Raw genomic sequence first — 12,287 nt, forward strand, 5'->3', positions numbered from 1 at the left:
GCAACCGGGATCGCCATGCGCTTTTTGGGGCGGCCGGACCCGGAGCCCGACCCGAAGCCGGAGCGCAGGAGTTCACCCCCGGCCTGCGTATCTCGACAATCGGGCACAGCTCCGACACCGGCCGGACAGCCATGTCGCAGAGCGAACTTCGATACAGGGCATCGACGAGGTTGCCGCGTAGACGTGTGGGTTCGGATGCGCGGCACGGGAAAAGGCGGTCGGCGGGTGGCGCCGGCCGCCTTTTCTTTTGAAGAGCGCCCGTCAGAGCGCCCGGCCCTCAAACCGCCCGGCTGTGCCGGCCGGCGCCCTTGGACAGGTGGGTGTCGAAGCGGGCGGCGACGATGCGCATCAGGGGGCGGGCGCTCTCCGGCACATGGACGCGCCGTCCCTCAACCACCGCGACGCCATCGGCGATCAGATCGGCCATGCCCTCCAGTTCGGCGTCGAAGGCGGACTCGTCCAGGCCGTGGCTGCTGGCAATGGCGGCGGTGTCGACCGACAGGTCGCACATCAGCCGCATGATCAGGTCGCGCCGTACCTTGTCGTCCTGCGTCAGCGCAATGCCCTTGCCGGTGGGCAGGCGGCCTTCCTCGACGGCGGCGGCATAGTGGTCGAAGGGCACGGCGTTCTGCACATAGCCCTGCGGCAGCGCGCCGATGGAAGAGGAGCCGAAGCCCAGCAGGACCTCGGCGTCGTCGGTGGTGTAGCCCTGGAAGTTGCGGCCCAGCCGCCCTTCCTCCTGCTGCACCGCCAGCTCGTCGCCGGGACGGGCGAAATGGTCCAGACCGATGGCGCTGTAGCCGGCGGCGGCCAGCGTGTCGCCGATGGCGGCGAACTGCTCCCACCGGCCGAGCGAGCCGGCCAGCACGGATTCGTCGATCTTCTTCTGGTGGGTCTTCATCCACGGCACATGGGCGTAGCCGAAGACCGACAGCCGGTCGGGCGCCATCTCCAGCGCGATCTCGGCGGAGCGGGTGACGCTCTCCACCGATTGGTGCGGCAGGCCGTACATCAGGTCGAGGTTGACGCTGGCGATACCGGCCTCCTTCAGCCAGGCCAGCGCCTGTTCGGTCACGGCGCGCGGTTGGACGCGGTTGATCGCCTGCTGCACCGTCTCGTCGAAATCCTGCACGCCCAGCGAGGCGCGGTTGACCCCGGCGCGGCCAAGCGCCGCCGCCATCTCCGCCGTCAGGGTGCGGGGGTCGATCTCCACCGCCAGCTCGGCATCGGCGGCGACGTCGAAGCGGGTGCGCAACAGCGCGATCATCGCCTCGAAATCGTCGGGCGCCATCATGGTCGGGGTGCCGCCGCCGAAATGGATGTGGCGCACCGCCAGCCGGCCGGGAATTCGGTCGGCCACCATGGCGATCTCGCGCCGCATATGGCCGAGATACTCGGCGATCGGCTCATAGCGCGCGACGATCTTGGTGTGGCAGCCGCAGTACCAGCACATCTTCTGGCAGAAGGGCACATGCAGGTAGAGCGACCCGGAGCGCGCGGGATCGATCGCCTCCAGCCAGCCGCCATAGACCTCGCCGTTCACCTCGGGCGTGAAGTGCGGTGCGGTCGGGTAGCTGGTGTAGCGCGGCACCCGCAGCCCGTCATACTTGGCGAGCAGCGCGGCATCCACTCCGTGGGCGACACCATGGGAATGGGACGGATTGGCGGGGGCCGGCTGTACGGCCAGGGCGGTGATGGCGTTCATGAGCGACAGAGTGCCGCAGCCACCCCACCCCCGCCTTGATCCACGTCAAGACCGCAGGGGCCGTCCTTCAGCGCTTCGCTGCCGCGGCGGCCAGACGCTGCTCCAGATGCTCGTGCAGCAGGTTCAGGTTGGCCCGGTTGGCCTTGAAGGCGATGTCGAACACGGTCCCCACCACCGGGATCGACCCGGCCGCCCAGTCCAGCGCGACGTTGAAGGCCATGCGGGCCAGCAGCGACTTGGGCAGGTCGAAGCGGGCCGCTTCCATGATGATGTAGGCCGAGACCACGGCGGTCGCGGTATCCCCCGCCACCGGCACGATGCTGGCGATTCCGTCCAGCCCGATGGGGATGCGGGTGAAGGGAATGCGCCAGCGGCTGTCCATCAGACGGGACAGGCGGCGAAGCCGCTCCAGCCGCTGGAAATCGATGGGGACGCTGCTGCCGGAACCGCCCGGCGGGAGGTCTTCGGCAAGGTTGCGCCGGCGTGTGCGGATGGCGTCGATCATCGCAAGTCCCCCGATCAGTCGGTCCCGCGCCTGACGCGCGAATCCCCGCAAGGGAAGAACCCCTCACCGCCCCCGCGGGTTCCGCACGCGACGCGCAAAGTTCGCACTCCCAGCAGATACCATGGCCGGATATCCTTGCCGACAATCTTCAACCGCTGCGGCCTTCAACCGCTGCGGCTTCAGATGTCGGTGGCCGCCGGGACGGCAATGCCGCCCCCGACAGACACGACGCGGCGAATTGACGCGCAAGATCATCTAAGCCTCTGCCTCTGCTCGGATTTTCCGAATCGAATACTTTCCGCTCCCGCGGCTTATGCCCTTTGAACGCTGGCAGCGCCCGCAACCCCTGGACACAATACAGCCAACGCATCAGCAAGGCCGCGGGGACGTTCAATCCCGCGGCGCGGGGGCAAGGCCGGCAAACGGCCGCCCGTTTCGGAGGAAACGACCATGACCACTCTCTATTGCGCCTGCTGCGGCAGGCCGTTCGTCCGCACATCCGCGCGCGGTCCGGCGCCGCGCTACTGTTCTCAGGACTGCCGCCTGCAGATGGCGGTGCGTCGCCGTGCCTGGACTCCCCGGACGGAGGCCGGCAGGACCGACAGCGGACGGATGGAGACCAACCGGACGGAGGCTGCGGCCTGGGGGCACCGGGCCTTCGGATCCTGATCGGCCCCCGCATCATTCCTCTTGCATCAGCCGCCCGGCATCCCATCTCCGCCGGACAGGCTATAACCGAATTCCTGCGGCTAAATCGCTCCCGCCCCTCTTGCAGCGGGCGGGAGGCGACCTCATCTGCGCGCGGTCACGCTGGCGCCTTACGGTGCCGGCGCACAATCCCCTGACTGCGCCAACGGCCGCCGGAGCCCCGCTTCTTCATGCTCGACCTGCTCGCAGACCCGAATGTCTGGGCCAGCCTTCTGACGTTGACCGCGTTGGAAATCGTGCTGGGCATCGACAACATCATCTTCATCTCGATCATGGCGTCGAAGCTGCCGCCCGAACAGCAGCAGCGCGCCCGTCAGGTCGGTCTGGCGCTGGCGCTGCTGACTCGCCTGGCCCTGCTCGCTTCCATCGCCTGGGTGGCGCAGTTGACCCAGCCGCTGTTCACCGTCGCCGGATGGGACGTGTCGGGCCGCGATCTGATCCTCGTCCTGGGCGGCCTGTTCCTGCTGGCCAAGGGCACGCTGGAGATCCACCACACCGTCGAAGGCCACGAGGAAGGGGGCACGGCGCCGAAGCACGCCACCTTCACCTCGGTGGTCGTCCAGATCATGTTCCTGGACATCGTCTTCTCGCTCGACAGCGTCATCACCGCGGTCGGCATGTCCGACCATCTGCCGGTGATGGTCACGGCCGTGGTCATCGCCATGGCGGTGATGCTGTTCGCCTCCGGCCCGGTCGGCGACTTCGTCAACCGTCACGTCACGGTGAAGATGCTGGCGCTGTCCTTCCTGCTTCTGGTCGGCGTGGCGCTGGTGGCGGACGGCCTGGGCTTCCACATCCCCAAGGGCTACCTGTACTTCGCCATCGCCTTCTCCACCCTGGTGGAGGCGCTGAACCTGCTGGCCAAGCGCAAGGCAACCCCAAAGCATTGAGTGAAGAGGGGCGCCTTGCGCGGCGCCCCCTCTTCTCCCATCACGCCGCCATCACGCCTCGGCGCGTTCGGCCATCATGTGCTCGTAGGCGACCTTGAACAGGTCGCGGATCGACACGATGCCGACCGCGCGCTTGCCCTGGGTGATGGGCAGGTGCCGGTAATGCTTGTCGTGCATCAGCTTCAGCGCATCGACCGCGTCGGCGTCGGGCGGCAGGCTGTCCGGGTTGCGGGTCATCACCGCCCCCACCTCCACCGCCGACGGGTCGAGGTCCTTCGACAGCACCTTGTTGTTCAGGTCGCGCTCGGTGACGATGCCGATCAGCGCGCCATGGTTCACCACCAGCACCGCGCCGATGTTCTTGTCGGCCATCATCTTCGACACGGTGGCGACGGAGGTATCCTCCGGCACCAGGATCAGTTCCTGCGCCTTCACGACGTCCGGAACCAGCTTGCGTTTCATGGAGTCCCCCGGGATCTCGTTGTTGTGGGCCAGACTGTAGCCAAAGCGGACGATGGGGGAGAACAGCGGTATTGCTGCGGGCGCGGCGCCGATTGTCGCAGGCAAGCCTTACGAATACTTACGAAGCATTGGGCGAAGCATTGGGCGACGCATTGGGCGAAGCATTGGGCGAAGCATTGGGCGAAGCATTGGGCGAAGCATTGGGAGCGTCCAGCGCCGGCCCCGCCGACGACCGCCGCCCGGCGATCACCATGCCGACCGCCAGCAGCAGCGCGCCGAGCAGCACGGCGGCGGCGGCCCCCAGCAGCGCGGCGTTGAAGCTGCCGGTGTGCGTCACCACCAGCCCGGCGGGCAGCGGCCCGATGATCTGGCCCAGCCCATAGGCGGCGGTCAGCGCTCCCACCACCTTGGCCGATGCGCCGGCCGACAGCTGCCGTCCCAGCGCGAAGGCCTGCGACACGATGCCGACGAAGGTGCCGCCGAACAGCAGGGCGGAGATGACGGCGACCGTCGGCGAACCGGTCATCGGCAGCAGGATGGTGACGGCCTGCGTCAGGTGCGCCAGGATCAGCGCCCACCAGCTGCCGGTCCGCCGGGCGACCGCGGCCCAGAACACTCCGGCGCCGATCGCCCCCAGCCCGGCCACCATCCAGGCCGCCTCGCCCACCGCTGCGGTGCCGGGATCGGTCTTCAGGATCGACACCAGGAAGGTGGCGGACACGATGTAGCCGCCGCCCTCCAGGAAATAGGCCAGAGTCAGCAGCAGAAGCGGGGCCGACAGCCCGCCCGCCCGCGCCGCCGCGGCGTTCCCCGCCGTCCCTGCCGCGGCGGCTTGCGGCTGCGGCGCCGGATCGCGCACCCAGAGGCCGGGCAGCAGCCCCAGCACCGCGCAGATCGCCCCCAGCGCCAGCCAGTCGCCGGCCCAGCCCAGCCGTCCGCCGAACAGCGCCACGAACAGCCCCGACGAAGCGATGCCGAGCCCCACCCCGGTGTAGAGCCAGCCGGCGAAGCGTTCCCCGCCCTGGCGTGCCAGCGTGTCCAGCACCATGGCGATGCCCAGGATGAAGATGCCCGCGCTCGACACCCCCGACAGGAAGCGCAGGACCAGCCAGACCGGCATCGCCTGCCCGGCATCGCCCAGGTCGAGCCCCATCGCCGCGGTGGTGGCGACGCTGAGCAGCAGCGACAGCCGGAACACGGCGGTGCGCGCGGCACCATGCGGCACGAGACCCATCCCCAGCGCGCCGACGAAATATCCCAGATAGTTCAGCGAGGCGAGCAGCCCGGCGCCATCGGCCCCCAACCCGGTGGCCGCCTGCATCGCCGGCAGGATCGGGGTGAAGGCGAAGCGCGCAACCCCCATCGCGATGGCAAGCCCGATCACGCCGCCGACCAGCACCCGAACCATGATCCACGCCCTCTCGGTTTTCGGCCGGCTCGTTGGACTAGGGACTGTTCGGCCAGCCGATTGATTTGATCGTTCATCATGGCTGCGGCCCGGCCCTCATTTCCAATGAATTGTTCTGATGATAAGCTCCACTTCCAGTGATGGGTGCCATGCGTTTGCAGGAGGCGTCGCGATGGATCTCGCCGGTTTGCGGGTGGTGAAGGCGGTGGCCGATACCGGCAGCGTCAGCCGTGCGGCCGAGGCGCTGAACTGCGTGCAGTCCAACGTCACCGCGCGGGTCAAGCGGCTGGAGGAGGATTTGGGCGTCGACCTGTTCTTGCGCCTCAGCCGCGGGATGGAGCCGACGCCGGCCGGGCGCGTGCTGGCCGGCTATGCCGACCGGGTGCTGCGGCTGGTCGCCCAGGCCCGCGACGCGGTGGCGGAGGCCGCCGGGCGCGGCGGGCGGCTGGCGGTGGGCAGCATGGAATCGACCGCCGCGGTACGGCTGCCGCCGATCCTGGCCCGCTTCCACCGCGATCATCCCGACGTGGAACTGACCATCGCCCCCGGCCCGACCGAGACCCTGCTGGCCGAGGTGCTGGCCGGGCGGCTGGACGGCGCCTTCGTCGGCGGCGCGGTGGAGCATCCCGACCTGATAGCCCGGCGCATCTTCGACGAGGAACTGGTGCTGGCCGAACCCGCCGCCGGCCTGACCACCGACAGCGCGCGGCGCACCCTGATCGTCTTCGGCCGCGCCTGCGCCTATCGCGGCCGGGCCGAGATGGCGATGCGCGAGGCCGGGCGCGTGCCCTTCCGCGTCATGGAATTCGGTGCGCTCGACGCCATCCTGGGCTGCGTCGGCGCCGGCATGGGGGTGACGGTGATGCCGCGGTCGGTGGTGGAGCGCGAACCCTGGCGCGAGTTGCTGGCGGCCCGGCCGCTGCCCGACGCGCTGGCGCGCATGCCCACCCAGTTCGTCCGCCGCGCCGACTCCATCGAGACGGGCAGCCTGCGCGCCTTCCTGGCGGCGGTGTCGGACGGTGCCCCCCTAAATGACGCCATTGGCGGTGCGACAGGGTCGCCCACATCACGCGCAGGGTTGAACGGCTTGTCGGCGGCGTGCTAGGCAGGCGCGGGTTGGCCATCCGGCCCGGTGCCACGCGCGTGACCTTTTGGAAACGGCTTCGATCCGCCCCCCAGGAATGTCCTTTGGGGCGATACCGGAACAGCGACGCGCGGCCGACACCGCAGGCCGGAACAGCGGAGAAGAGATCATGCCCTACGTCGTCACCGACGGCTGCATCAAGTGCAAGTACACCGACTGCGTCGAAGTCTGCCCCGTGGATTGCTTCTACGAGGGTGAGAACATGCTGGTCATCCACCCCGACGAGTGCATCGACTGCGGCGTGTGCGAGCCGGAATGCCCGGCCGAGGCGATCGTCCCCGACACCGACGACCGCGCGACCAAGTGGCTGGAGCTGAACCGCGACTATTCGGGCCAGTGGCCGAACATCACCCGCAAGAAGGACGCGCCGGCGGACGCCGACGAGTTCAAGGGCGTGGACGGCAAGTTCGAGAAGTTCTTCTCGCCCAAGGCGGGCGGCTGAGACCGGACCAGCGGATGCGGCCCGGCTCGCCGGGCTCTCCCTTAGGGGAAAACCCGCGACTCTTCCGAGTCGGGCCGCATCAACCGATTGCACCCGCCGATGTTGCCATGCAAAATCGACGGGTCGGCCATGGCCGGGCGATGGACGATTTCCGCCCGGGTGCTTGCGCGTTCCCTTTGTAACTCGGGCGTAACATCGCTATAATACGCGCCCGGAGCCGGCCTCCGCGCCATTGCCGGTTTTCCCTTCGCTCAAGGACTCGTGGCTTTTGTGATCGTCGTGGATGGGCACCACCCCCACGGCGCCATAACTGTCCGGGGTCCTTTTTCGTCCCTTCCACCGGGACGGCAAAATGGCGTGATCGCGAGAAGTGAGAGCCAATCCAAATGTCGAACAAGCTTGACTTCGAAGCCGGTGACTTCGTCGTTTATCCGGCTCATGGCGTCGGTCGGGTCGAAGGGATCGAGACCCACAGCATCGCCGGACTCGAGGTTCAACTCTACGCGATCACGTTCGAGAAAGAGCGGATGACGCTCAAGGTTCCCGTCACCAAGGCCCGCAACGCCGGCCTGCGCCGCCTGTCCTCCAAGGACCGCATCAAGGTCGCGCTGGAGACCCTGCAGGGCCGTTCGCGCGTCCGCCGCACGATGTGGAGCCGCCGCGCCCAGGAGTATGAGGCCAAGATCAACTCCGGCGACCCGGTGTCCATCGCCGAGGTGGTGCGCGACCTCTACCGCGGCGCCGACCAGTCCGACCAGTCCTACAGCGAGCGCCAGATCTATCAGGCCGCCCTGGAGCGTCTGGCCCGCGAACTGGCCGCCGTCGAGAAGATCGACGAGACCAAGGCGACGGAGCGTCTGGAGTCGGTGCTGTCCAAGGCGGCCTGACGCCGGATCGGGATACGTCCCGAAAATCCGTCCGTGACACGAACGGGCGCGCGGCTGCTACGTCAAGCCGCGCGCCCGTCTCGTTTTTTCACCTTTGTTTCGGCGGCATGACACGCCTAAACTCCCCGCCGCCTTCCGGTCCCGCCATTTGCCGGCACCACCGGGCGGGCCGCCGGCAACGGCTTCGCGAACGACGTCGAAGGGGATCGAGTTTGGGTCTGCCGCCGCGCCTTGGTCATCCCGCCCGCCATGCCGGGACCATCGTCGCCGCCGTCGAGGACGACAGCCGCTTCGCGTCGCTCGGCCGTCCGCGCCGCGTCTGGGCGATCGGCGCGATCCATGCCCAGCCCGACCGGCTGGACGTGATCCACCATGCCATCGCCCAGCGCTTCCGCCCCGGCGACCGTCTGGTCTATCTCGGCAACATGATCGGCTTCGGCGACGAGGTGGTGGAGACCATCGACCGGCTGCTGGCCTTCCGCATCGCACTGCTGGCGATGCCGGGCATGATCGCGTCGGACATCGTCTACCTCCGCGGCCAGCAGGAGGAGATGTGGCAGAAGTTGCAGCAACTTCACTTCGCCCCCGATCCCCGCACCGTGCTGGACTGGATGCTGCGCCAGGGCGTGGCGCCGACGCTGGCGGCCTATGGGGGCACCCTGGAGGCGGGAATGGCGGCGGCGCGCGGCGGCGCCGTGATGCTCGGCCGCTGGACGCGCGAACTGCGCCAGTCGATGGCCGCCCATCCCGGACACGAGGCGCTGTTCAACGCCCTGCGCCGTGCCGCCTACACCGGCGGCCCGGTCGGAAGCCCGGCCTCTGGCGACGGGACGGATGACGGAACTCCCGGCGCCGACAGCCGGAGCGCCGGCAGCAGGGGCGGCAGCCTGCTTCTGGTCAGCGCCGGCATCGACCCGCGGCGTCCGCTGACCGGCCAGGGCGATGCCTTCTGGTGGGGCGGCGCCGCCTTCGCCCGACTGGATCAACCCTATGGCGCTTTCCGCCGCCTCGTGCGCGGCTACAACCCTCTCTGGTCGCCCGAAGACCCAAGCGTCGATGTCGGCCCGGTGACGGTGACGCTGGACGGCGGCTGCGGCCGCGGTGGGCACCTCGTCTGCGCCTGCTTCGATTCTTTCGGCGAGATGCTGGACCTTTTCCAGGTGTGATCCACCCTTAGGTCCAGCCCAGACCTTCCGCCCGTCCACCTTCCGCCCGTCCACCTTCCGCCCGTCCACCTTCCGCCCGTCCACCTTCCGCCCGTCCATCCTGCCCGCGCATACCGCTCCCGCCATCCTCCGGAACGCCATGGAATAGGCCACCGGCAAAAATCGTCCATCCCTTGTGATCCGTTCCCCCTACACCTGCGTATGATTCCGCAACAGGGCGCGCTCATGCTTGTTGTGTAACCCGACGGCATCGACCGGGGGCAGGCGGCAACGGCGAAGACCCGAAAGTACGGGGATATGCAAAGGAACACGATGCCGCCCAGACGGGAAGGAAGGGACGGATGGCATACATCGACGATCCGGAGACTCAGCGTGCGAATCTGAGCTTCATCAAGGCATCCATGCGCGAACCGTTGCTGTCGCGCGACCATGAATTCGACCTCGCCCGAAAATGGCGCGAGGGCAACGACGAACGTGCCCTGCATCAGCTGGTCCGGGCTTACACCCGTCTGGTGGTGGCCACCGCGTCCCGTTTCCGCAACTACGGCCTGCCGATGGGCGATCTCGTCCAGGAGGGCAATGTCGGCCTGATGCAGGCGGCCAGCCGCTTCGAGCCCGACCGCGAGGTGCGTTTCTCCACCTATGCCGCCTGGTGGATCCGCTCGGCCATGCAGGATTACATCCTGCGCAACTGGTCGATCGTGCGGACCGGCACCACCGCCGCGCAGAAATCGCTGTTCTTCAACCTGCGCCGCCTGCGCGCCAAGATCGACAGCGCCACCCGGAACGGCAGCGGCGCGCCCCTGACCAGGGAAGGCCGCGAGTGGATCGCGGGCGAACTGAATGTCGACGTCGCCGAGGTCGAGGCGATGGAGATGCGGCTGTCCGGGTCAGACCAGTCGCTGAACACCCCGGTGGCCGACGGCTCCGACGACGACTGGCAGGATTTCCTGGCCGACCAGCGCCCCTCTCCGGAGGACGTGGTGATCGGCATGCGCGACGCCAACACGCGGTCGCAATGGCTGGCGGAGGCGTTGGGCGAACTGAGCCCGCGCGAGCGCACCATCATCCGCGAACGCCGGCTGCGCGAGGAAGGCGCCACGCTGGAGGAGTTGGGCCGCGAACTGGGGGTCAGCAAGGAGCGCGTGCGCCAGCTGGAGCACCGGGCGCTGCTGAAACTGCGCCAGTCGATGCTGAAGCGGGTCGAGGATTCCGACGACCTGCTGGCGGAGGCGTGAGGGTTTCGCGCTGGTTGCCCCCACCCCGACCCTCCCCCGCCCTCGGCCGGCCAAAGGCCGGTCCGATCGCGGGGGAGGGTTAGGGTGGGGGTCTAACCTCCCCACCCCCCATCACCTCAATGCCGGAAGTGCCGCATTCCGGTCAGCACCATCGCCAGACCCTTCTCATCCGCGGCGGCGATCACGTCGTTGTCGCGGATCGAGCCGCCCGGCTGGATCACCGCAGTCACACCCGCTTCCGCCGCGGCCAGCAGGCCGTCCGCAAACGGGAAGAAGGCGTCCGACGCGACGACCGAGCCTTTGGTCAGCGGCTCCGACAGGCCGGCGGCCTTGGCGGCCTCCGCCGACTTGATGGCGGCGATGCGGGCCGAGTCGACGCGGCTCATCTGGCCGGCGCCGACACCCACCGTGGCGCCGTTCTTGGCATAGACGATGGCGTTCGACTTGACGTGCTTGGCGACGCGGAAGGCGAACAGCAGGTCGGCCAGTTCCCGTTCGGTCGGCGCGCGCTTGGTGACGACCTTCAGCTCGGCCGGGTTGACGCGGCCGCTGTCGCGGTTCTGCAGCAGGAAGCCGCCCGACAGCTGCTTGATCATCATGCCGGGCTCGGCCGGGTTCGGCACGTCCTTGGTCAGCAGCACGCGCAGGTTCTTCTTGGTCGCCAGCAGCGCGCGGGCGGCCTCGTCGGCGTCCGGGGCGATCACCACCTCGGCGAACAGCTTGGAGATCTCCTCGGCCGTCTCGGCGTCCAGGCTGCGGTTGACGGCGATGATGCCGCCGAAGGCGCTGACCGGGTCGCACAGCAGGGCCGACTTGTAGGCCTCCAGCAGGTTGGACCCTTGCGCCACGCCGCAGGGGTTGGCGTGCTTGATGATGGCGACGGCCGGCTGCTCGAACTCCGCCACCAGCTCGAAGGCGGCGTCGGTGTCGTTCAGGTTGTTGTAGGACAGCTCCTTGCCCTGCAGCTGCACGGCGGTGGCGACGCCCGGACGCTTCTCGCCGGTGACGTAGAAGGCCGCCTGCTGGTGCGGGTTCTCGCCATAGCGCAGGGTCTGGGCCAGCGCGCCCGACAGGGTGGTGCGCGGCGGGAAGGTCTCGCCCAGCTGGCCGGCCAGCCAGGTGGAGATGGCGGCGTCGTAGGCGGCGGTGCGGGCATAGGCGCGCTGGGCCAGCTTGCGGCGCAGGGCCAGCGTGACGCAGCCGTCATGGGTCGCCAGCTCGTCCATCACCGCCTCGTAGTCGGACGGCTCGGTGACGATGGCGACGAAATCGTGGTTCTTGGCGGCGGCGCGGATCATCGCCGGCCCGCCGATGTCGATGTTCTCGACGCAGTCGTCATAGGCCGCGCCCTTGGCGACCGTGGCCTCGAACGGGTAGAGGTTGACCACCACCAGATCGATGCCGGGGATGTCGTGCTGGGCCATCGCGTCGGCATGGATATCGCGGCGGGCCAGGATGCCGCCATGGACGCGCGGGTGCAGCGTCTTGACGCGGCCGTCCATGATCTCCGGGAAGCCGGTGTGGTCGGAGACCTCCTTCACCGGCACGCCGGCCTCGGCCAGACGCTGGGCCGAACCGCCGGTCGACAGGATCTCGACGCCGCGGGCGGCGAGCGCCTTGCCCAGTTCCACCAGACCGGCCTTGTCGGACACGGAGATCAGGGCGCGGGCGATGCGGACCTTGTCGGGGGCGGGGGCGTGGTTGGGTTTGGGCGGGCTCATGGCGTCATCCT

12 protein-coding genes are annotated in these 12,287 nt (G+C 68.7%); 7 read left to right on the top strand and 5 right to left on the bottom strand.

The genetic code is table 11. The features are described 5' to 3' along the window. Nucleotides 1-277: 277 nt before the first annotated feature. Both hemN and F1643_RS00950 read right to left on the bottom strand, forming a co-directional pair. The gene (hemN, locus tag F1643_RS00945) at nt 278-1,705 is read right to left on the bottom strand and encodes an oxygen-independent coproporphyrinogen III oxidase (protein WP_194909889.1); all 1,428 of its coding nucleotides are present in this window, start codon (nt 1,703-1,705) and stop codon (nt 278-280) included. 67 nt (nt 1,706-1,772) lie between these two features. After that, nucleotides 1,773-2,210, bottom strand: coding sequence for a DUF4112 domain-containing protein (locus tag F1643_RS00950; RefSeq protein ID WP_194909890.1), 438 nt, complete (start codon nt 2,208-2,210; stop codon nt 1,773-1,775). Nucleotides 2,211-2,660: 450 nt separating this feature from the next. On the opposite strand from F1643_RS00950, the gene F1643_RS00955 reads away from it, so the two are divergent. Further along, on the top strand, nt 2,661-2,879 hold the full coding sequence (locus F1643_RS00955; RefSeq protein WP_194909892.1) for a hypothetical protein: 219 nt from the start codon (nt 2,661-2,663) through the stop codon (nt 2,877-2,879). A gap of 209 nt (nt 2,880-3,088) precedes the next feature. After that, nucleotides 3,089-3,808: a TerC family protein gene (locus tag F1643_RS00960; protein WP_194909893.1), complete on the top strand. Its 720-nt coding sequence runs from the start codon at nt 3,089-3,091 to the stop codon at nt 3,806-3,808. Between the two features lie 51 nt (nt 3,809-3,859). Here the strand turns inward: F1643_RS00960 and F1643_RS00965 are convergent, their stop codons facing one another. Then, complete coding sequence (locus tag F1643_RS00965; protein ID WP_255542270.1) at nt 3,860-4,270, bottom strand: cyclic nucleotide-binding/CBS domain-containing protein; 411 nt, start codon at nt 4,268-4,270, stop codon at nt 3,860-3,862. Nucleotides 4,271-4,388: 118 nt separating this feature from the next. Then, nucleotides 4,389-5,678, bottom strand: coding sequence for a YbfB/YjiJ family MFS transporter (locus F1643_RS00970; RefSeq protein WP_255542271.1), 1,290 nt, complete (start codon nt 5,676-5,678; stop codon nt 4,389-4,391). 172 nt (nt 5,679-5,850) lie between these two features. Here F1643_RS00970 and F1643_RS00975 point away from each other — a divergent pair, with 172 nt between their 5' ends. From F1643_RS00975 to F1643_RS00995, 5 genes are all read left to right on the top strand, one after another. Then, nucleotides 5,851-6,783, top strand: coding sequence for a LysR family transcriptional regulator (locus F1643_RS00975; protein ID WP_194909895.1), 933 nt, complete (start codon nt 5,851-5,853; stop codon nt 6,781-6,783). Between the two features lie 148 nt (nt 6,784-6,931). Continuing rightward, a complete protein-coding gene (gene fdxA, locus F1643_RS00980; protein ID WP_042693590.1) occupies nt 6,932-7,264 on the top strand; it encodes a ferredoxin FdxA in 333 nt (110 codons plus the stop codon). Nucleotides 7,265-7,650: 386 nt separating this feature from the next. Continuing rightward, a complete protein-coding gene (locus F1643_RS00985; protein WP_014248912.1) occupies nt 7,651-8,151 on the top strand; it encodes a CarD family transcriptional regulator in 501 nt (166 codons plus the stop codon). Nucleotides 8,152-8,363: 212 nt separating this feature from the next. Continuing rightward, the gene (locus tag F1643_RS00990; RefSeq protein ID WP_194909897.1) at nt 8,364-9,317 is read left to right on the top strand and encodes a hypothetical protein; all 954 of its coding nucleotides are present in this window, start codon (nt 8,364-8,366) and stop codon (nt 9,315-9,317) included. A 341-nt stretch (nt 9,318-9,658) separates the two neighbouring features. Continuing rightward, the gene (locus F1643_RS00995; protein ID WP_014248914.1) at nt 9,659-10,555 is read left to right on the top strand and encodes an RNA polymerase factor sigma-32; all 897 of its coding nucleotides are present in this window, start codon (nt 9,659-9,661) and stop codon (nt 10,553-10,555) included. Nucleotides 10,556-10,671: 116 nt separating this feature from the next. Here F1643_RS00995 and purH read toward each other — a convergent pair whose 3' ends face one another. Next, the gene (gene purH / locus F1643_RS01000; RefSeq protein WP_194909899.1) at nt 10,672-12,276 is read right to left on the bottom strand and encodes a bifunctional phosphoribosylaminoimidazolecarboxamide formyltransferase/IMP cyclohydrolase; all 1,605 of its coding nucleotides are present in this window, start codon (nt 12,274-12,276) and stop codon (nt 10,672-10,674) included. Nucleotides 12,277-12,287: the final 11 nt, after the last annotated feature.

The sequence above is a fragment of the Azospirillum sp. INR13 genome (genome assembly GCF_015390205.1).
In the GTDB taxonomy this organism is placed as follows: domain Bacteria; phylum Pseudomonadota; class Alphaproteobacteria; order Azospirillales; family Azospirillaceae; genus Azospirillum.

Coding starts and splice junctions, on each gene's coding strand:
- hemN (WP_194909889.1), bottom strand. CDS start 1,705: ATGAACGCCATCACCGCCCTGGCCGTACAGCCGGCCCCCGCCAATCCG.
- F1643_RS00950 (WP_194909890.1), bottom strand. CDS start 2,210: ATGATCGACGCCATCCGCACACGCCGGCGCAACCTTGCCGAAGACCTC.
- F1643_RS00955 (WP_194909892.1), top strand. CDS start 2,661: ATGACCACTCTCTATTGCGCCTGCTGCGGCAGGCCGTTCGTCCGCACA.
- F1643_RS00960 (WP_194909893.1), top strand. CDS start 3,089: ATGCTCGACCTGCTCGCAGACCCGAATGTCTGGGCCAGCCTTCTGACG.
- F1643_RS00965 (WP_255542270.1), bottom strand. CDS start 4,270: ATGAAACGCAAGCTGGTTCCGGACGTCGTGAAGGCGCAGGAACTGATC.
- F1643_RS00970 (WP_255542271.1), bottom strand. CDS start 5,678: ATGGTTCGGGTGCTGGTCGGCGGCGTGATCGGGCTTGCCATCGCGATG.
- F1643_RS00975 (WP_194909895.1), top strand. CDS start 5,851: ATGGATCTCGCCGGTTTGCGGGTGGTGAAGGCGGTGGCCGATACCGGC.
- fdxA (WP_042693590.1), top strand. CDS start 6,932: ATGCCCTACGTCGTCACCGACGGCTGCATCAAGTGCAAGTACACCGAC.
- F1643_RS00985 (WP_014248912.1), top strand. CDS start 7,651: ATGTCGAACAAGCTTGACTTCGAAGCCGGTGACTTCGTCGTTTATCCG.
- F1643_RS00995 (WP_014248914.1), top strand. CDS start 9,659: ATGGCATACATCGACGATCCGGAGACTCAGCGTGCGAATCTGAGCTTC.
- purH (WP_194909899.1), bottom strand. CDS start 12,276: ATGAGCCCGCCCAAACCCAACCACGCCCCCGCCCCCGACAAGGTCCGC.